The organism is Rhodophyticola porphyridii, assembly GCF_003688285.1.
GTDB classification, from domain to species: Bacteria; Pseudomonadota; Alphaproteobacteria; order Rhodobacterales; family Rhodobacteraceae; genus Rhodophyticola; species Rhodophyticola porphyridii.
This window is the reverse complement of the sequence record NZ_RCNT01000005.1, coordinates 49,261-67,633: the sequence shown is the minus strand read 5'-3', so window position 1 is coordinate 67,633 and position 18,373 is coordinate 49,261. Positions and strand designations below refer to the sequence as shown.

Below are 18,373 nucleotides of genomic sequence, written 5' to 3'. Positions count from 1 at the left end.
CAGCAAGCCGGGCAGGGCGGTCTGCCTTGACTTTTCAAACTGGCAGGCGTTTGTCCTGAAATAGGTCGATTGAACGGGGAAAAAGATGCCAGATAAACCGGATACGGGGCAGCTTGACGGTTTTGATCGCAAGATTCTCAGAATACTATCCACCGAGGGCCGGATTCCGGTTACCGATCTGGCCCGCCAGGTCGGTCTGTCGAAGAGTCCCTGTCAGGTCCGGGTGAAACGGCTTCAGGCGCAGGGCTACATCCTGGGCTTTCGGGCGGTTCTGAACCCCGCCAAGCTGAATCGCGATCACGTGGCCTTTGTCGAGGTCAAACTGAAGGACACGACCGAGGGCGCGCTTGGCGCGTTCAACGCCGCGGTGCACAAGGTGCCCGAGATCGAGCAATGCCACATGATCGCAGGAGCCTTCGACTATCTGCTGAAGGTGCGCACCAGCGACATGCGCGGCTATCGCCGCGTGTTGGGAGAGGTGATTTCGGCGCTGCCCCATGTCGCCTCCAGCTCGACCCATGTCTCGATGGAGGCGGTGAAGGACAGTGCCTTCTAGAGATGGGTCAGATGGGAGGCGCAGCCGGTCAAGGCGGCATAGTCATCCGACACGACGGCCACGCCGAACTGCTTCAGAAACGGCCCGAACCGGCCTTTGGCGTGCATCGCTTCGGCAAAGCCGAACCGTTCCAGATAGGGCGCGAAGGCGCGGCTGACCCCGCCCACCAGAAAGATGCCGCCAAAGGGCAGGTGCACAAGGGCCAGATCGCCCACAACCGTGCCCAGAATGCGCACGAACAGACGCGCCGTTGCCTCCGCCTGGGAGTTTCCATCCTCCAGCGCCGACATGATGTCGGCAGCCGACATGCGTTGGTTGTGCAGGAAGACGTGGATCGCCTCGATCCCACGCCCAGACAGCGCCTCTTCGACCGCGGCGAACCCATGCGCATCGCGCAGATGCGCTGACAGCGCCGCGCCTTCGGGGCCGCAAAGCGGCAGGCTGATATGACCACATTCCGACGGCGGCACGAACCGGCCGAGAGTGGTGTCGTAGATCGGTGCTGCGTTGAAACCGGTACCCACACCCACCACCAGTTTCGCGGCCTGTCCGCTTGCCTCGGGCTGGGACAGGACCGGACTGATCATCTCCGGCGAGAGATGGCCGATCGCGTGACCCTGGGCCTGCAAATCGTTTAGAACGGCCACTTTTTCAGCGCTCAACACCTGCGCCAGCATCGCGCGTTCCACACGCCAGGGCAGGTTGGTCAGATCTGCCACGCCGTCATGAACCGGGCCCGCCGCCGCCACGCAGACCCCGGTGATCTGCCCGTGATCGGTGCCCGTGTCGGCCAGATAGCGGTGCAGCACATGGGCCAGATCGGGGGCGTCGCGATTGGCGTAGCGGCGCACACTGCCGGCATCCACAACCTTGCCGCTGGCCAGCGCCACGCGGGTGTTGGTGCCGCCGATATCGGCCACAAGCGACAGGGCAGAGGGCATATGCGGATCCTTCGGGGTTTCGGGCATGGCTCGTCTGGCGGTCAGCGCCACCAGTCTGCCAGTGCCTGATAGGATGCTTTCGGTGTCCGCTGCAAGCTGTCGAAATCCACATGGATCAGGCCGAAGCGTTTTTCATAGCCAAGCGCCCATTCGTAATTGTCCATCAGCGACCAGGTGAAATACCCGCGCAGCGGTACGCCCTCGGCAATCGCCGCCCGTGCGGCGTTCAGGTGGCGGGAGAGATAGTCGATCCGGGCGATATCGGGCCGATCGGCCGTGTCGGCATTCGCCATCCCGTTTTCGGTGACGTAAAGCGGCAGATCGCCGGTATAGTCTCGGGCCGTTCGGATCAGGAAATCACGTAGACCGTCGGGATAGATCTCCCACCCCATCTGGGTTTTCTCCAGCGGCCCCTCCACCTCGGCATAATTGGGCCACGGGCCGGGCCTGTGGTCGATCAGCTTGCGGGTGTAATAGTTCAGCCCCAGCCAGTCGAGCGGTTGCGCGATGCTGTCGAAATCGTCCTGCCAACCGTCGGGCAGATGCGGCTCCAGCCCCGCGAGAGCCTCCTCCGGATAGGCTCGCTTGAAGAGGCCGCCCAGAAAGAACCGATTGTAGATCGCATCATAGGTCGCCGCCGCTCCGATGGCCCCCGCGTCGTCACTGGCTGGCTCGCTCCACTCGAAATTGCAGACGGCGCCGAGGTTCCGCATCCCCAGGCCGCGCATCACCTCCGTGGCGCGGCCATGGGCCAGCAGCACGTGATGCATCGCCCGTGCGGCGGCGCGTATGTCGCGGAGGCCCGGCGCGTGATGCCCGTCGAAATGGCTCAGCCATCCGACGCACCAGGGCTCGTTGATCGGTGCGGCCGACCAGACGCGATCCCCGATGCGGCCCATGATCACGGCGGTGAAATCGCCGAACCAGTCAGCGATATCCCGGTTGCGCCACCCGCCCAGATCGGCCAGCGCACTTGGAAGTTCCCAGTGATAAAGGGTGGCCGCAGGTTTGATTCCGCGCGCGAGAAGTCCGTCGACCAGCCTGTCGTAGAAATCAAGACCCGCCTCGTTCACCGGGCCGCGCCCTTCGGGCAGGACCCGCGCCCAAGAGGTGGAGAAGCGATACGCATCGGCGCCCAGTCCGGCAAGCAGGTCAAGATCCTCCTCCAGCCGGTTGTAATGGTCGCAGGCGACGGCCCCGTTTTCCGCCCGCACCACATTGCCGGGCGTCGCGGCGAAGCTGTCCCAATGGGTGGGGCCCGCGCCGCCGAAGCCGTGGCCTTCGATCTGATAGGAGGAGGTGGCCGTGCCGAAGACGAAGCCTTCGGGAAAATCGGCGCGGCTGAGGGTCATCTTCATGCGGTATCTTCCCTTGGGTCAGCCGGCCGGGGCCGGGCCTGTGGACCGGCCTACTGTCAGCTCCGTTTCCCACAACTCCTGTACATGGGGCTGGTTGGGTTTGCGGATGAGGTCGATCAGGATTTCCGCGCAGCGCTGCCCCGCGCCGCGGATCGAGGATCGGGTGGCCGTAAAGGCGGGGCCATCGGCATCGTTGTTCATATAGGACAGCACATCGTCATGGGTGACCAGAGAGATATCGCGGCCCAGAACCAGCCCGCGCTCCACCACGGCCCGCCGGACCCCTATCGCGGGGATCACGGAGGAGACCAGAAAGGCCGTGGGCGTTTCGGCCAGATCCAGCATCTTGGACGCGGCGACATAGCCGAAGCCTTCGGTCATGACATCGGCGCGCATCCAGTCGGGGTTGGGGGCCATGCCGCGGGACCATATCGCCTCGGCATAGCCAGCGCGGCGGCGCGCGGCGAAGTCCAGATTTTCCTGCCCGTTGATCAGCGCGATCCGCCTGTGGCCCAGATCCAGCAGGAAATTCGTGGCCTTGCGAAAGGCGGATTTGTTGGCCACGTCCAGCCAACTGTATCCATCGGGGTTCTGGGTGCGGCCATGAACCAGAAACGGCAGGCCAAGCTCCCGCAGAAGCGCGATCCGCGTATCGTCGGTTTCCGGCGATTGGATCATGACGCCATCGACCGACCCGTTGGCCGCCATCTGCCGATAGGCGCGTTCCGCCTCACCGTCCGAGACGATGGAGAGAAGCAGATCATACCCCTCGTTGGCATAGACCTCGCCCGCGCCGGCCAGAAAGTCGGCGAAGATCGGGTTGACCATTTCGGTCTTGCCGGCCAGCGGAATGACATGGCCGATGGTCATGGCGCGCCCGGTTGCTAGGCGCCGGGCGCGGGAGTTGGGCTGATAATTTGCGGCCTGCGCCGCGGCCAGAACCCGCGCGCGGGTTTCCTCGCGCACCTCGGGATATCCGTTCAGGGCCCGGCTGACCGTGGTCTGGGACAGGTTCAACGACTCGGCCAATTGTTTGAGATTCATTGCCAATCTGGACCCAAAGCGCTTCGGAAAGGAGCCCAAGACTAGCCATGCCCATGGTCTCTTGTCAAAGATTCAAACCTGCCGGATTTTTCTGCACCTGCATAATAACTCATTATTTTTCAGGGCGATGGCAGAAGGCGGATTGACTCGTAAGACGGCTTGATTGAGTGTGCCATATGCTCAAAGCGCTTTGAACGCCGCTTTGATGCACTGGGATAACACGCGACCGCCAGGGCGTCGCATCAACTGGGAGGTACCAATGAAGAATTCATTCTATACCGGTGCTGCGCTTCTGGCGCTGACCGCCGGAATGGCGCAGGCCGACGGACATCTGATTTTCCCGATCGGGGAGGGCGACTTCAACTGGGACAGCTTCGAAGCCTTCGCCGAGGCGCATGATCTGAGCGGGCAGACCCTGACGATGACCGGCCCCTGGACGGGGCTGGATGCGGAACTGGTGGAAAGCGTGGCGGCCTATTTCGAGGAAGCGACCGGCGCGACGGTGCAGTATTCCGGTTCGGACAGTTTCGAACAGGATATCGTGATCGCGGCGCAGGCCAATTCGGCCCCCAATATCGCCGTCTTCCCGCAGCCAGGACTGGCCGCGGATATGGCCGCGCGCGGGTTTCTGACGCCGCTGGCCGATGGTACCGCGGACTGGGTTCGCGAAAACTATGCCGCCGGACAATCCTGGGTCGATCTGGGCACCTATGCCAATCCGGACGGGGCGGACGAGCTCTTCGGCTTCTTCTACAAGGTCGATGTGAAATCGCTGGTCTGGTACTCGCCCGAGGCTTTTGACGAGGCCGGTTACGACATCCCCGAAACCATGGAGGATCTGCGCGCGCTGACCGATCAGATCGTTGCCGATGGCGGCACGCCCTGGTGCATCGGGCTCGGGTCGGGCGCGGCCACGGGCTGGCCCGCGACCGACTGGGTCGAGGACATGATGCTGCGCACGCAGCCGCCCGAGGTCTACGATGCATGGGTCGCCAACGAGATCCCGTTCAACGACGAACGCGTCGTGGCGGCGATCGAGGAGTTCGGCAGCTTTGCGCGGAACGACGATTACGTGAACGGCGGCGCGGCCGCCGTCGCCTCGACCGACTTCCGCGACAGCCCCGGCGGTCTCTTCTCCTTCCCGCCGGAATGCTACATGCACCGTCAGGCGTCGTTCATTCCGACGTTCTTCCCCGAGGGGGCCGATTCGGACTTCTTCTACTTCCCGGCCTACGAAGGTCAGGATCTGGGGCAGCCGGTGCTGGGTGCGGGCACATTGATGGCCATCACCGACGACTCGCCCGCGGCGCAAGCCTGGATCGAGTTCGTGAAAACCCCCATCGCGCATGAAGTCTGGATGGCCCAGACCGGGTTCCTGACCCCCCATGACGGCGTCAACACCGAACTGTTCGGCACCGAAGCCGCGCGCCAGATGAACGATATCCTGCTGAACGCGACCACTTTCCGCTTCGACGCATCCGACCTGATGCCGGGTGAGATCGGGCAGGGCGTGTTCTGGTCCGGGATGGTGGATTACACCACCGGGGCAGACGCCGCCGATGTGGCGACGATGATCCAGGAACGGTGGGACTCGATCCGATAACCGGTCATCCGGTCTAAGGCAGTCCGGTCCGCGCCGAATGCGCGCGGGCCGGGACAACCAAGATAACAGCAAGCCGTCATCGGGCCGACAGGCCGGCAGGCTTAAGGGAGGGTCTCATGTCACCAATGCTGCAAGGTGCGATCACCATCGTCATCGGCGTGGGGGGGTGTATCGGATACTTCTATTTCGCCAATCTGATCCTCGACAAGGTGATCTTCCCCGCGCGCGGCAACGATGCCGGGCGCAACATCAACCGCGCCAATGCCGTGCGACCATGGCTGTTTCTGTTTCCGGCGATCTTCGCGCTTGGCCTCTATCTGGTCTATCCGGTGGTCGGCAGCTTCATCCGGTCGCTCTACAACCGGGCGGGCAACGAGTTCATCGGGTTCGGGAACTATGCCAACCTGATCGCGGACGAGACCTTCCGCACCGCGTTTTTCAACAATTTCCTCTGGGTTCTGGTCGTCCCCGCGATGGCGACTTTCCTGGGGCTTCTGGTGGCGCAGCTGACCGACAGGTTGAGCTGGGGCAACATCGCCAAATCCCTGATCTTCATGCCGATGGCCATCTCCTTCGTGGGTGCCTCGCTGATCTGGAAGTTCGTCTATGCCAATGATCCTGATATCGGGATCATCAACGCGATTCGCGCCAGCATGGGTATGGACAGTGTCGATCCGATGCAGATCCCTTTCTGGAACAACTTTTTCCTGATGGTGATCCTGATCTGGATCCAGACTGGCTTTGCCATGGTAATCCTGTCCGCCGCACTGCGCGGCATTCCCGAAGAAACGGTGGAGGCCGCGATCATCGACGGGGCGAACCCGTTCCAGGTGTTCTTCAAAATCAAGGTGCCCCAGATCATGGGCACGATCGTGGTGGTCTGGACGACGATCACGATCCTCGTGCTGAAGGTTTTCGATATCGTCTACACCATGACGGGCGGCAATTTCGGGACCGAAATTCTGCCCAGTTACATGATGAGCTTCATGTTCCGCGATGACGGGCGAGCGACGGCCGTGGCGTTCGTGATCATGCTGGTGGTTCTGCCGGTCATGATCTGGAACATCGTGCAAGCCCGCAAAGAAATGCGCTGAAAGAGGATAAGAGACATGGACAATATTGCCGGTACCAAATCCTCGCTCACCTGGGCCGTGAACATCTCGGTCGTGGTCCTCGTGGTCCTCTGGCTGATCCCGACCATCGGGCTCCTGGTTTCCTCTTTCCGCGACCGCGACCAGATCTCCGTCTCTGCTTGGTGGCAGGCGCCGCTGCCCGTGGAACAGGCCTACCGCCTGCGCGCCGAGGGCGACATCATCCGGTCCGGCGATCTCTGGGTGATCGAGGGCAATGTCTTCTCCGCCTCCGAAATGGCGGAGGCCTTCCCCGAAGGCACGGATCATCCGCCGATTTCGGCCTTCGGGACGACCGGGCGCGATCCGGGTGCCTACGCGGCCGGAGAAGAGGTGCCGAACCGCGATGGCGGCACGCTGGTGATCAACGAAGACGGATCCTATGTCTTCACCACCAACGAAGACCCGAGCGAGCGTCCGCCCCGGCTTTACGTCATGGCCGAAACCCCGCCGGAATTCACCACCGCCAATTACGATACGGTTCTGGGTGGGGATGGCATGGGGCAGGCCTTCATCAACACGCTGACGGTGACCATTCCGGCCACGGTCATCCCGATTCTGATCGCGGCCTTCGCGGCCTACGCCCTTGCCTGGATGGATTTCCCCGGTCGCGGGTTGTTGATCGCCGCGGTCGTGGGGCTGCTCGTCGTGCCGCTGCAATTGGCGCTTGTGCCGCTGCTTAGCCTGCATCAGCAAATCGGCATCGGGCAAAGCTTTGTCGGCATCTGGCTTGCCCATACCGGGTTCGGCCTGCCGCTCGCGATCTATCTTCTGCGAAACTACATGGTAGGCCTGCCGCGCGATATCATCGAAAGCGCCAAGGTCGACGGGGCGACGGACTTCCAGATCTTCACCAAGATCATCCTTCCGCTCAGCTTCCCCGCGCTGGCCAGTTTCGCGATCTTCCAGTTCCTGTGGACCTGGAACGACCTGCTGGTCGCCAAGGTGTTCCTGCCCTCCAGCGATGAAAGCTGGGTGATGACGGTGCGCATCGCCGATGACCTTCTGGGGTCCCGCGGCGGCGACTGGGGCATTCTTGCGGCGGCGGCTTTCGTCTCCATCGCGGTGCCGCTTCTGGTTTTCTTTTCGATGCAACGGTATCTGGTGCGCGGTCTTCTGGCCGGCTCCGTCAAGTAAAGGTCTGAACCACTGATGAACCTGATGCAGGATCTCGCGCCGCAAGCAGTGATGGCGCATGACAAGGACTGGTGGCGCGGCGCGGTGATCTATCAGATCTACCCCCGCAGCTTTCAGGACTCCAACCATGATGGCATCGGCGATCTGGCCGGCATTATCCACCGGCTGCCCCATATTGCAGAGCTTGGGGTCGATGCGATCTGGATCAGTCCGTTCTTCCGCTCCCCGATGCTGGATTTCGGATATGATGTCAGCGATTACCGCGACGTGGATCCGATGTTCGGCTCCCTTGGCGATTTCGATGCGCTGATCGGCCGGGCCCATGATCTGGGCCTGAAGGTTCTGATCGATCTCGTTCTCAGCCACACCTCGAACCAGCACGCCTGGTTTCAGGAAAGCCAGACCAGCCGCGAGAACGCGAAAACCGACTGGTATGTCTGGGCCGATGCCAAGCCCGACGGCTCGCCCCCGAACAACTGGCTGTCGATCTTCGGCGGCTCGGCCTGGGAATGGTCGGGCGACCGGATGCAATACTATCTGCACAATTTTCTGAAGGAGCAGCCCGATCTGAACATGCACAACCCCGCCGTGCAGCAGGAGATGCTGGACGTGGCCCGGTTCTGGCTCGATCGGGGGGTGGATGGTTTCCGGCTTGATACGATCAATTTCTACTTCCACGACCAGCAGTTGCGCGACAACCCCCCTCTGGCGCCGGAGAGCCGCAACTCGACCATCGCGCCCGAGGTGAACCCGTATAACTGGCAGGATCACATCTATGACAAGAACCAGCCGGAGAACCTGACTTTCCTGCGCCGTCTGCGCGCGCTGCTGGATGAATACCCCGCCGCCGCCGCGGTGGGCGAGGTGGGGGACGGCCAATACGGGCTGGAGCTTCAGGCAGAATACACCTCCGGCGGCGACAAGATCCACATGTGCTACAGCTTCGAGTTTCTCTCGGGGATCGCCCCCACGCCCGAACGCGTGGGCAAGGTGATCACCGATTATGAGAACGCCATCGGCGATGGCTGGGCCTGTTGGGCATTTTCCAATCATGACGTGATGCGCCACCCCTCGCGCTGGAATCTGGGCGAGGAGGCGCGCCGCGTCTACGCAGCCTTGCTTCTGTGCCTGCGCGGGTCGGTCTGTCTCTATCAGGGCGAAGAGCTTGGCCTGACCGAGGCCTATGTCTCCTACGAGGATCTGCAGGATCCCTATGGCATCCGCTTCTGGCCCAAATTCAAGGGCCGGGACGGTTGCCGGACGCCGATGCCGTGGGTGAGCGACAATCAGAATGGCGGATTTTCCGATGCGAAACCCTGGCTGCCGATGGCTGTCGAACATCTGAGCCGGTCGGTTGCCAATCAGGGACGGGAGCCCGACAGCACGATGGCGTTCTACCGGTCCATGATCCGGTTCCGCCGCTCCTATCCGGCGCTGTCCAAGGGGGCGTTCAGCATGGTTCAGGCCGATGGCGGGATCGTGTCATTCATTCGCGAGCAGAATGGGCTGCGGATTTTCTGCGCCTTCAACCTGACCAATATGGCCCAGCCCGCGACATTGCCCGAAGGCGACTGGCGCGAGGATAAGGGCGCGCCCTTCACCGCGATCGCCAATACCGAGGGGGAGGTGACGCTGCCGCCCTATCAAGCCTATTTCGGCGTTCAGGATGCTGCGACCTGACGGCCGCAAAACGAAGACAAGAGGGAGGAAAAACCAATGGCCGAGCTGAAGATGACAGATGTCGCCAAAGCCTATGGCGATGTTCGGGTGCTCAGTGACATCAACCTGGACATCGAGCAGGGGGAGCTGATCGTCTTTGTCGGTCCGTCCGGCTGTGGCAAGTCCACACTTCTGCGCATGGTCGCGGGACTGGAGAAGATCACCGAAGGGACGCTGGAAATCGACGGGCAGGTGGTCAATGACGTGCCGCCATCCGAACGGGGCATCGCCATGGTGTTCCAGTCCTACGCGCTTTACCCTCACATGACCGTGCGCGACAACATGGCCTTCGCCCTGAAAATCGCGGGCAAGACCAAGGATGAGATCGATGAGGCGGTGAAAGCGGCGGCCGACAAGCTGCAACTCACCCAGTTTCTGGACCGCCTGCCGAAGGCGCTTTCGGGCGGGCAGCGCCAGCGCGTCGCCATCGGGCGCTCCATCGTGCGCGACCCCAAGGTCTATCTCTTCGACGAGCCGCTTTCCAATCTGGATGCGGCCCTGCGCGTGGCCACCCGGCTGGAGATCGCGCAACTGAAGGAGCAGATGCCCGACAGCACGATGATCTACGTGACCCACGATCAGGTGGAGGCGATGACCCTTGCTACGCGGATCGTGGTTCTGGCGGGCGGCGGTGTCGCGCAGGTCGGCTCGCCGCTGCAGCTCTACGAGAAGCCGAACAGCGAATTCGTGGCCCAGTTCATCGGGTCGCCCGCTATGAACCTTCTGGGTGGCGAAATCGTCGGGACGGGCGAGATCACGACCCTGAAACTGAACGAGGGAGGCGGAACGATCACCTCTCAATATCCGTCCAGAGCGGAAGACATGGGCTCGAAGGTGAATGTGGGTATCCGGCCGGAAGACATGGTTGCCACCGACGGCAGCGATTTCGCCTATCACGGAACCGTGGAGATCACCGAGGCCTTGGGCGAGGTGACGCTGCTCTATTTCGAAAAATCCGCGCCCGAGCATGATCCGGTCATCGGCAAACTGCAGGGCATCCACTCCAATGTCCGCCGCACCGATGTCAAACTGACGGCCGATCCGTCCAAAGTACATGTGTTCAAGGACGGGATCTCGCTCCACTACCGCGACCAGCCGGTCTTCCTGCCCGGTGTACAGCCGCATTGAGGTTGGTTGTGACCGTCTTCGGGGAGCGGTCAGATTGCGGGGCACATCGTCAAGACCCCACGGTATCTCGTCTGATGCCGGCAAAGGACAGGGCTTCGGGGCGTGCATGCCTCCTGCATTGCCTCTAGGGCCCTCGCGCGTTTTGGGTTTTGGCCTCCGCTGGTTGCACGTGGCCGTCTTGCGTCGGTTGTCTCCGCAGGCAGGGATGTCGGTGCGATTGAACCTGCGAGGGGTTGGCGATAAATGAACCTTCGTTCAGTTCATATGCAAGGACCGCGAAGATGGAAATTTCAACGGCCAAGGTCATCGTCACCGGCGGGGCGTCCGGGCTGGGGGAGGCTTGTGTACGTCATCTTGCCGGGCAGGGCGCGCAGGTGACGATTTTCGATCTGGAGGCCGCGCGCGGGTCCTCCGTGGCGGGCGAGCTTTCCGGGGTTCGCTTTGCCGAGGTCGATGTGACCGAAGACGCCGCAACCGCGAACGCGGTGGCGGAGGCTGCCGAGGCGATGGGCGGGCTTACCGCCGCCATCAATTGCGCAGGTGTCGCCACGGGGGCCAAGACCGTGGGACGCGACGGCCCCCACCCGCTCGACCGGTTTCAGCGCATGATCGACATCAACCTTGTCGGGGCCTTCAATGTTCTGCGCCTGGCGGCGGCGGAAATGGCCAGGAACACCCCCAATGACGATGGCGAGCGGGGTGTGATCGTCAATACGGCCTCAGTCGCGGCGTTCGAAGGGCAGAAAGGGCAGGCGGCCTATGCGGCCTCCAAGGCGGGTGTCGCGGGAATGTCCCTGCCGGTTGCCCGCGATCTGGCCTCGCTTGGTATCCGCTGCTGCGCAATCGCGCCGGGTATATTCCACACGCCGATGCTGGAAGGTTTGGGACAGGACATCATGGATAGTCTGGCCGCCGATGTGATCTTTCCCAAGCGGCTGGGAAGGCCCGAAGAATTCGCCCGGCTGGCGGCGTTCATCCTGACCTGCCCCTATCTGAACGGCGAGACGATCCGCCTTGACGGGGCGCTGCGCATGCCGGCCTGAATGCAAACAGGTTGCAAAAAATCCGGATCGTGATTTTTTGCAACCTGTTCCGGCGGCTGGCCTTCCGGATCGCCCAGGCAGGGGGCGAAGATTTCCGGTGCGGAGCCTCTGGAATTGTTAGCGCTAACAAGTTAAGGTGCCGCAAGCCGATCTCAGGAGACACCCATGCCCCTCGACGCACGTATTGCCGATCTCACAGCCCGCATTCAGGACCGTTCGCGCAAGACACGCAGCATCTACATGGAACGCATGCGTCGCGCGGCAGAGGATGGCCCGCGCCGGGCGCATCTGAGTTGCGGCAACCAGGCCCATGCCTATGCCGCGATGGGCGCCGACAAGGACGCGCTGGTGGATGCGAGAGTGCCCAATCTGGGGATCGTGACGGCCTATAACGACATGCTCAGCGCCCACCAACCCTTCGAGACCTATCCCCGGAAGATCAAGGATGCCGCGCGCGCCGCAGGTGCGACAGCGCAGGTGGCCGGTGGCGTTCCCGCGATGTGCGACGGGGTCACCCAGGGACAGGTGGGCATGGAGCTGAGCCTGTTTTCCCGCGACGTGATCGCGCTGGCCACAGGGGTGGCACTGTCGCATAACACGTTCGACGCGGCGGTCTATCTGGGTGTCTGCGACAAGATCGTGCCCGGTCTGGTCATCGCGGCGGCCACTTTCGGCTATCTGCCGGGTATCTTCATTCCCGCAGGACCGATGGTCTCGGGCCTGCCCAACGACGAAAAATCCCGGGTCCGCCAGCAGTTTGCCGCGGGCGAGGTGGGGCGCGACGTGCTTATGAAGGCCGAGATGGACAGCTATCACGGCCCCGGAACCTGCACCTTCTACGGCACGGCCAATTCCAATCAGATGCTGATGGAATTCATGGGTCTGCACCTGCCGGGCGCCAGTTTCGTCAATCCCGGCACGCCGCTGCGGGAGGCGCTGACGGCGGCGGCGGCGGAGCGGGCCGTCTCGATCACCGGTCTGGGCAACGATTACCGCCCGGTTTGCGATATTCTGGACGAAAGGGCCTTCGTGAACGGCATCGTGGGCCTGATGGCGACGGGCGGGTCCACCAATCTGGTGATCCATCTGGTGGCGATGGCGCGGGCTGCGGGCGTGATGCTTGACTGTTCCGATTTCGCCGAGATCTCCGCGGTCACCCCGTTGATGGCGCGGGTCTATCCGAACGGTCTGGCGGATGTGAACCACTTCCATGCTGCCGGCGGGCTTGGCTACATGATCGGCGAGTTGCTGGAGGCGGGACTGCTGCATCCCGATACTGAAACCGTGGCGGGCACGGGCCTGCATCGCTATGCGCAGGAGCCGAAGCTGAAGGACGGCGTGCTGGTCTATGAGGACGGCACGGGGGAGAGCCTCAACACGAAGATCCTGCGCCCGGCAACCGACCCGTTCCAGCAGACCGGGGGGCTGGCTGAACTGCGCGGCAATCTGGGCCGGGGGATCATGAAAGTCTCCGCCGTTGCGCCCGAGCGCCATGTGGTCGAGGCGCCGGCGGCGATTTTCGAGAGTCAGGCCGACGTCAAGAAAGCGTTTCAGAACAACGAACTCAATCGCGATGTTGTCGTAGTTGTCCGGTTTCAGGGCCCGAAGTCGAACGGGATGCCCGAATTGCACGCGCTGACACCGGTTCTTGCGGTGCTGCAGGATCGGGGCCACAAGGTTGCGCTGGTCACCGACGGGCGGATGTCCGGTGCGTCGGGCAAGGTGCCGTCGGCCATTCACGTGGCCCCCGAGGCGCTGGATGGAGGGTTGATCGGCAAGCTTGAGGACGGCGATATCATCCGGGTCGATGCCACGAGAGGCGTGCTGGAGGTTCTGACCGAGGGCGTCGAGGACCGCGCGCCCGCGACGCCGGATCTTTCCGCCAATTCCCATGGCATCGGGCGGGAGATGTTCGAGATCTTTCGTCGGACAGCCGGTTCGGCCGCCGATGGCGCGGGCGTGGTTGTCTAGGCGCCGCGGCCTGCGTATCCCTGTGGCAGGCATTGCGGTGCCGCCGGAGCCGCCCCGAGTGAAAAGGACGACAGGATGACCCCTTTGCAGGCCAGCCAGGCCACCCGCAAGATCTGCCAGATGGCGCCGATCGTCCCGGTCCTCGTGGTGGAGGAGGCAGTCCATGCGCGCCCGTTGGCAGAGGCGCTGGTGGCCGGAGGCCTGCCCGCGCTGGAGGTGACGTTGCGAACCCCCGCCGCGCTGGAGGTTATCGCGGAAATGGCCCGGGTACCGGGCGGCGTGGTGGGGGCGGGTACGTTGCTGACCCCCGCGGATGTCCGGGCGGCCAAGGATGCGGGCGCGCAGTTCGGCGTGTCCCCGGGGGCGACCGACCGGCTTCTGGCCGCCTGCGAAGACGCCGATCTGCCGCTTCTGCCCGGCGCGGCCACCGCCTCGGAGGTGATGGTGCTTTTCGAGCGCGGCTACGACATGCTGAAATTCTTTCCCGCCGAGGCCTCGGGCGGGGCGCCTGCGCTGAAAGCCATCGGGGCGCCGATCCCGCAGGTCTCCTTCTGCCCCACCGGGGGCGTGTCGCCCGGCAATGCGGCGGAGTATCTGGCCCTGCCGAATGTGCTTTGCGCGGGGGGAAGCTGGGTCGCGCCCGCCGATGCGGTTGCACGCGGGGACTGGACGCGGATTACCGCCCTTGCCGCCGAGGCGGCCGCACTCGGCTAAGGCTTGCCGAAATCCCCGCGCGCGGGCGGCGGGTGATTGCCAGATCGCGGATTCTGACGATCTGGTTCAAAGAAATGATCGAAATGTGCATCGTAACTGCCCCCGGATACCCCCAAATTCTGCCGTATCGCGCAAGACATCAAAAAAGGAGTCGCCCGATGCGAAAACGACATATCTTTGCTTTGCCCATGGCCTTTGTCGTGGCCGCCGGAACAGGCCCGGCACTGGCAGGCAACCTTGACCCGGCGCCGATGGAACAGCCTGTGGTTGTTGCACAGCCGGCGCCGGTTTTTGCCGGCAACGACTGGACCGGTTTCTATCTCGGTGGACAGCTCGGCTATGGTGACGTTGGCACCGGCGGAGCGGCCAACGTGGATGGCGATGGCGGGTTTGCCGGTATTCACGGCGGCTATATGTGGGATTTCGGGAACACCGTGATCGGTGCCGAAATCGACTATGATTTCTCCGAGATGGAACTGGACGCAGGCGCCGGCACGATTGACGAGGTCGGGCGGCTGAAACTGCGTGCCGGTTGGGATGCGGGCAACACGCTTATCTACGGCACCGTGGGTGCGGCAAATGCGGCTGCCAATATCGGTGGCGTCGATTATGACGATACCGGCTGGCTGGCGGGCGCGGGCCTTGCCTACGATCTGGGCAACAGCTGGCTGGTCGGCGGCGAGATCCTGTATCACGAGTTCGAAGATTTCGACTCCACCGGCATCGACGTGGACGTGACCACGATCAGCGCGCGGGTGTCCTACCGGTTCTGATCCGATCCGCACTTAATGAAACAAGGGGCGGGCCGCGAAAGCGCGGGCCGCCCTTTTTGGTGGTATCGTCTCAGTCCTCTCCACGCAGCAAAGCGTCGACCGTGTCGCTGGAAATGCCCCGGGTCAGGGGCGTGAAATCGCCATGATTGAACATTGCCATCGCGGCATCATGGATCACCCGGTGCGTGGCCCGTGCAAGGGCGGACCCAAGCGAGATGCGCGCCACGCCCGCGGCGGCATAGTCGGCCCGGGGAACTCCGGCAAACCGGCCCGCGGCCAGGGCGTTGACGGGCACCGGGCTTGCCGCACAGAGCCGGGCGATGTCGGACAGATCGGGCGGCATCGGCGTATAGACGCAATCGGCCCCGGCCTCGGCATAGGCCAGGCAGCGGCGCAGCGCCTCTTCCATATCGTATTGCCCGGTCATGACCCCGTCGGCGCGTGCGCACAGCACGAAATCCCGGGCCGACGCGCGGGCGGCCGCAGACGCGGCCCGGATCCTGTCCACCGCGTCGGGAAACGCATAGGGCTTGCCTGAGGGGAAGGCCGTATCTTCGATGGAGATGCCCGCAAGTCCCGCCTCGATCGAGAGCCGTACCGTTTCGGCGCAGTCCTCGGGGCCGTCGCCGAAGCCGTTCTCGAAATCGCCAGATACGGGCAGGGGCGTGGCCGCGACCAGATCCACGGCGTGGGCCAGCGCCTCGTCACGGGTGAGCGTGCCGCCATCGGGGCGGCCAAGGGTGAAGGCGTGGGCGGCCGAGGAAGTGCCGATGGCCTGTGCGCCAAGGCCGGCCAGCATCCGGGCGCTGCCTGCATCCCAGGCATTGGCTAGGATGAACGGATTGCCGGGTTGATGAAGCGCGCGAAAGTCGCGTCCGGGGTCGTGACGGCTCATGTCGATATCCTTTTCTGATCTTCATATCTTCCTTCGAGTGTCAGCAGGTGATCCTTGCGCCAGAGCCCGCCGCCATAGCCGGTCAGGGCACCGTCGGCCCCGGTGATCCGGTGACAGGGCACCAGAATGGCAAGGGTGTTCGCGCCGTTGGCGCGGGCGACGGCGCGCACCGCCTCGGGCCGGCCGAGCGCTTCGGCAAGCTGGCCATAGCTGCGCCGTTCACCCGCCGGGATACGTTGCAGCTCGGCCCAGACCGATTGCTGAAAGGCACTGCCCGGTTGCCGAAGCGGCAGGTCGAACCGGGCGGAACCGCCGCTGAAATAGAGGTTTAGCGCGCGCTCCAGCTGGTCGATCAGATCGGTCCTGCCAAAGCCGAGCCTGCCGTGGCTATCCAACAGAAGCCGGCGCAGCGCGGCGGGCAGGGCCCTGCGGTCGAAGAACTCCAGCAGATGTAGCGCGTGGCGGCTGGCCACGGCGATCATCGGGCCGATGGGGGTGGCGATCCAGTCGGCGGTCAACTCGGCGGATTTGAGCAACTGGCCGGGCGGCAGTCCCAGAAGCCGGATCACGGCCTGACGGAACGCATCGGGGGAGGAGAAGCCCGCATCGATCTGCGCGTCGATCACCCGGCCGCCCGCGGCCAATGTGGTGAACCCGGCCGCCAGACGGCGGTGTCGCGCCATTTCCAGAAAGCTCAGCCCGAAGGCCCGTTTGAAGGCGCGCCGCGCGGTGGAGGGGTCGATCTTCATGGCGATGATGTCGGTCTCAGACCAGCGGCGGGACGGCTCGGCCTCCAGCGCGGCCAGAAGCCGCGTCACCACCGGGTCGCCATGGGCCAGCGGATCGCAGCGCTTGCAGGGACGAAAGCCTGCACCGATAGAGGCCGCAGCACTGTCGAAAAAACGGCAATTCGCTCGGTTCGGCTTGCGGGCGGGGCAGCTCAGGCGGCAAAATATCCCTGTCGTCGAGACGCCGACAAAGACCTGCCCGTCATAGGCCGGATCACGTGCCAGAAGAGCGGCATAGAGCGTATCAGAATCGGGTGTGGTCATCAGCATGCGGGCAGAGTAGCGCGCTTGCCACTGCGGGTGAGCCGGAAATCGGGCGTCTAGTCCGCGCCGTCCCGGGCCGCGCAAAGATTGGCGAAGCGGATCAGCCGGTTGGCGGCCTCCCCGAACTGGTCATCGGGCAGGGTCAGCGCCACGCGGATATGGCCCGCCGCGGCCACACCGAAGCTTTCGCCGGGCATCACCGCGATCTTTTCGGCCTCCAGAAGCCGCCCGGCAAACTCTTCGCCGCTGAGCCCTGTCGACCGGATGTCGAGCATCGCGTACATGGCTCCTTGTGCGGGGACAGCGCGCACCGCCTGCTGCCCCGCGAGAAGGGTCAGGATGATCTCTCGGCGGCGCAGGAAAGGGGCGGCGATCCCGGCCTCGAACTCCGCGCCGAGGCCAAGCGCATGAAGGCCCGCGTCCTGAATATAGCCGGGCACGCCATAGGTGGTGTGGGTGGCAAGCGTGATCATATGGGCGATGACCTCGGCGGGTCCCACGACCCAGCCAAGGCGCGACCCGGTCATCGCATGGCTTTTGGAAAGCGATCCCACCACAAGGGTGCGCCCGGCCATGCCGGGCAGGGCGCGCGGGGAGATATGGGCGCCCTGCCAGACCTGGGTGTCATAAACCTCGTCGGAGATCAGCCAAAGCCCGTGGTCGCATGCAACCCGCGCAATGCCCGCAAGTGTCTCCGGGGTGTAGACGACGCCGGTGGGGTTGTTGGGCGAGTTGATCAGCAGGGATTTCGCCCCGGGTGCCGCAGCGGCAAGGGCGGTCTCCTGCGGCTGGAACCCGTCCTCCGGCACGGCCTGAACCGGAACGGGAACAGCGCCGACGCTGCGGATCGTCGCGGGGTAGGTGGCATAATAGGGATCGATGAACAGCGCGCGGTCGCCCTCGTCGCAGGCGGCGTGGTGGGCGGCGAAAAGACCGGCCTGTCCACCCGGCGTGATCAGCACATTGTCGCGGGACGTGGGCACCCCGGTCCGTTCAGTGAGCCGCGCGGCCACTGCGTCGCGGAGCGCGGGGATGCCGGGCACGGCGGCGTAGCCCGTATGCCCGCCCCGGGCCGAGGCCGTCATGGCCGCCAGAATGCGCGGATCGGTGGGGATGTCATGCTCCCCGATGGTCAGCTCCAGCACCGGCTCGCCCGCGGCTTTCATCGCGCGGGCGCGCAAAAACAGGCCCCAGCCATCATCGCCGGTACCGGTCAGCGTGCGAATGCGGTTGGAGGCTTTCATCGCGCCACCTCATCTGATGCTGCGATCAGATGGACCGGCGGCGCGGGGAAAGGCAAGGGCTACCC

16 protein-coding genes are annotated in these 18,373 nt (G+C 63.9%); 10 read left to right on the top strand and 6 right to left on the bottom strand.

Annotated features, from left to right (window positions below):
• The first annotated feature begins 85 nt into the window (after window positions 1–85).
• A complete protein-coding gene (locus D9R08_RS10750; protein ID WP_121898058.1) occupies window positions 86–556 on the top strand; it encodes an Lrp/AsnC family transcriptional regulator in 471 nt (156 codons plus the stop codon).
• On the opposite strand, the gene D9R08_RS10745 is transcribed toward D9R08_RS10750, so the two are convergent.
• The 3 genes from D9R08_RS10745 to D9R08_RS10735 are packed head-to-tail and all read right to left on the bottom strand — an operon-like array spanning window position 553 to window position 3,899.
• A complete protein-coding gene (locus tag D9R08_RS10745) occupies window positions 553–1,524 on the bottom strand; it encodes a glucokinase (RefSeq protein WP_233557415.1) in 972 nt (323 codons plus the stop codon). The two genes, D9R08_RS10750 and D9R08_RS10745, sit on opposite strands and share 4 nt — an antisense overlap.
• A 14-nt stretch (window positions 1,525–1,538) precedes the next feature.
• Entirely contained in the window at window positions 1,539–2,849 is a 1,311-nt protein-coding gene (locus D9R08_RS10740; protein ID WP_121898057.1) for a GH1 family beta-glucosidase, read from the bottom strand.
• Between the two features lie 24 nt (window positions 2,850–2,873).
• Window positions 2,874–3,899, bottom strand: coding sequence for a substrate-binding domain-containing protein (locus tag D9R08_RS10735; RefSeq protein ID WP_121898056.1), 1,026 nt, complete (start codon window positions 3,897–3,899; stop codon window positions 2,874–2,876).
• 259 nt (window positions 3,900–4,158) lie between these two features.
• Here D9R08_RS10735 and D9R08_RS10730 point away from each other — a divergent pair, with 259 nt between their 5' ends.
• The 9 genes from D9R08_RS10730 to D9R08_RS10690 all read left to right on the top strand — a co-directional run bounded on the left by D9R08_RS10730 (window position 4,159) and on the right by D9R08_RS10690 (window position 15,117).
• Window positions 4,159–5,502 (top strand): ABC transporter substrate-binding protein, encoded by a 1,344-nt coding sequence (locus tag D9R08_RS10730; RefSeq protein WP_121898055.1) that lies wholly within the window; start codon window positions 4,159–4,161, stop codon window positions 5,500–5,502.
• 116 nt (window positions 5,503–5,618) lie between these two features.
• Window positions 5,619–6,596: a carbohydrate ABC transporter permease gene (locus D9R08_RS10725; protein WP_121898054.1), complete on the top strand. Its 978-nt coding sequence runs from the start codon at window positions 5,619–5,621 to the stop codon at window positions 6,594–6,596.
• Between the two features lie 15 nt (window positions 6,597–6,611).
• Entirely contained in the window at window positions 6,612–7,769 is a 1,158-nt protein-coding gene (locus tag D9R08_RS10720) for a carbohydrate ABC transporter permease (protein ID WP_121898053.1), read from the top strand.
• A gap of 15 nt (window positions 7,770–7,784) precedes the next feature.
• Window positions 7,785–9,449, top strand: coding sequence for an alpha-glucosidase (locus D9R08_RS10715; RefSeq protein WP_233557414.1), 1,665 nt, complete (start codon window positions 7,785–7,787; stop codon window positions 9,447–9,449).
• A 36-nt stretch (window positions 9,450–9,485) separates the two neighbouring features.
• The gene (locus D9R08_RS10710; RefSeq protein ID WP_121898052.1) at window positions 9,486–10,616 is read left to right on the top strand and encodes an ABC transporter ATP-binding protein; all 1,131 of its coding nucleotides are present in this window, start codon (window positions 9,486–9,488) and stop codon (window positions 10,614–10,616) included.
• A gap of 281 nt (window positions 10,617–10,897) precedes the next feature.
• A complete protein-coding gene (locus D9R08_RS10705; protein ID WP_121898051.1) occupies window positions 10,898–11,659 on the top strand; it encodes an SDR family NAD(P)-dependent oxidoreductase in 762 nt (253 codons plus the stop codon).
• 165 nt (window positions 11,660–11,824) lie between these two features.
• Window positions 11,825–13,630: a phosphogluconate dehydratase gene (gene edd / locus D9R08_RS10700; RefSeq protein WP_121898050.1), complete on the top strand. Its 1,806-nt coding sequence runs from the start codon at window positions 11,825–11,827 to the stop codon at window positions 13,628–13,630.
• A gap of 75 nt (window positions 13,631–13,705) precedes the next feature.
• Window positions 13,706–14,344 (top strand): bifunctional 4-hydroxy-2-oxoglutarate aldolase/2-dehydro-3-deoxy-phosphogluconate aldolase, encoded by a 639-nt coding sequence (gene eda / locus D9R08_RS10695; RefSeq protein WP_121898049.1) that lies wholly within the window; start codon window positions 13,706–13,708, stop codon window positions 14,342–14,344.
• A 158-nt stretch (window positions 14,345–14,502) separates the two neighbouring features.
• Entirely contained in the window at window positions 14,503–15,117 is a 615-nt protein-coding gene (locus D9R08_RS10690) for an outer membrane protein (protein WP_233557413.1), read from the top strand.
• Window positions 15,118–15,187: 70 nt separating this feature from the next.
• Here D9R08_RS10690 and D9R08_RS10685 read toward each other — a convergent pair whose 3' ends face one another.
• From D9R08_RS10685 to D9R08_RS10675, 3 genes are read right to left on the bottom strand one after another with little or no spacing between them, the layout of a single operon-like run.
• Complete coding sequence (locus D9R08_RS10685) at window positions 15,188–16,012, bottom strand: isocitrate lyase/PEP mutase family protein (protein ID WP_121898047.1); 825 nt, start codon at window positions 16,010–16,012, stop codon at window positions 15,188–15,190.
• Window positions 16,009–17,070 carry a bifunctional transcriptional activator/DNA repair enzyme AdaA gene (locus D9R08_RS10680; protein ID WP_121898046.1) on the bottom strand — a complete coding sequence of 354 codons (1,062 nt, stop codon included), beginning with the start codon at window positions 17,068–17,070 and terminating at the stop codon, window positions 16,009–16,011. Before D9R08_RS10680 ends, D9R08_RS10685 begins: the two co-directional genes overlap by 4 nt.
• A 50-nt stretch (window positions 17,071–17,120) precedes the next feature.
• Complete coding sequence (locus D9R08_RS10675; protein ID WP_121898045.1) at window positions 17,121–18,308, bottom strand: pyridoxal phosphate-dependent aminotransferase; 1,188 nt, start codon at window positions 18,306–18,308, stop codon at window positions 17,121–17,123.
• Between the last annotated feature and the right edge of the window lie 65 nt (window positions 18,309–18,373).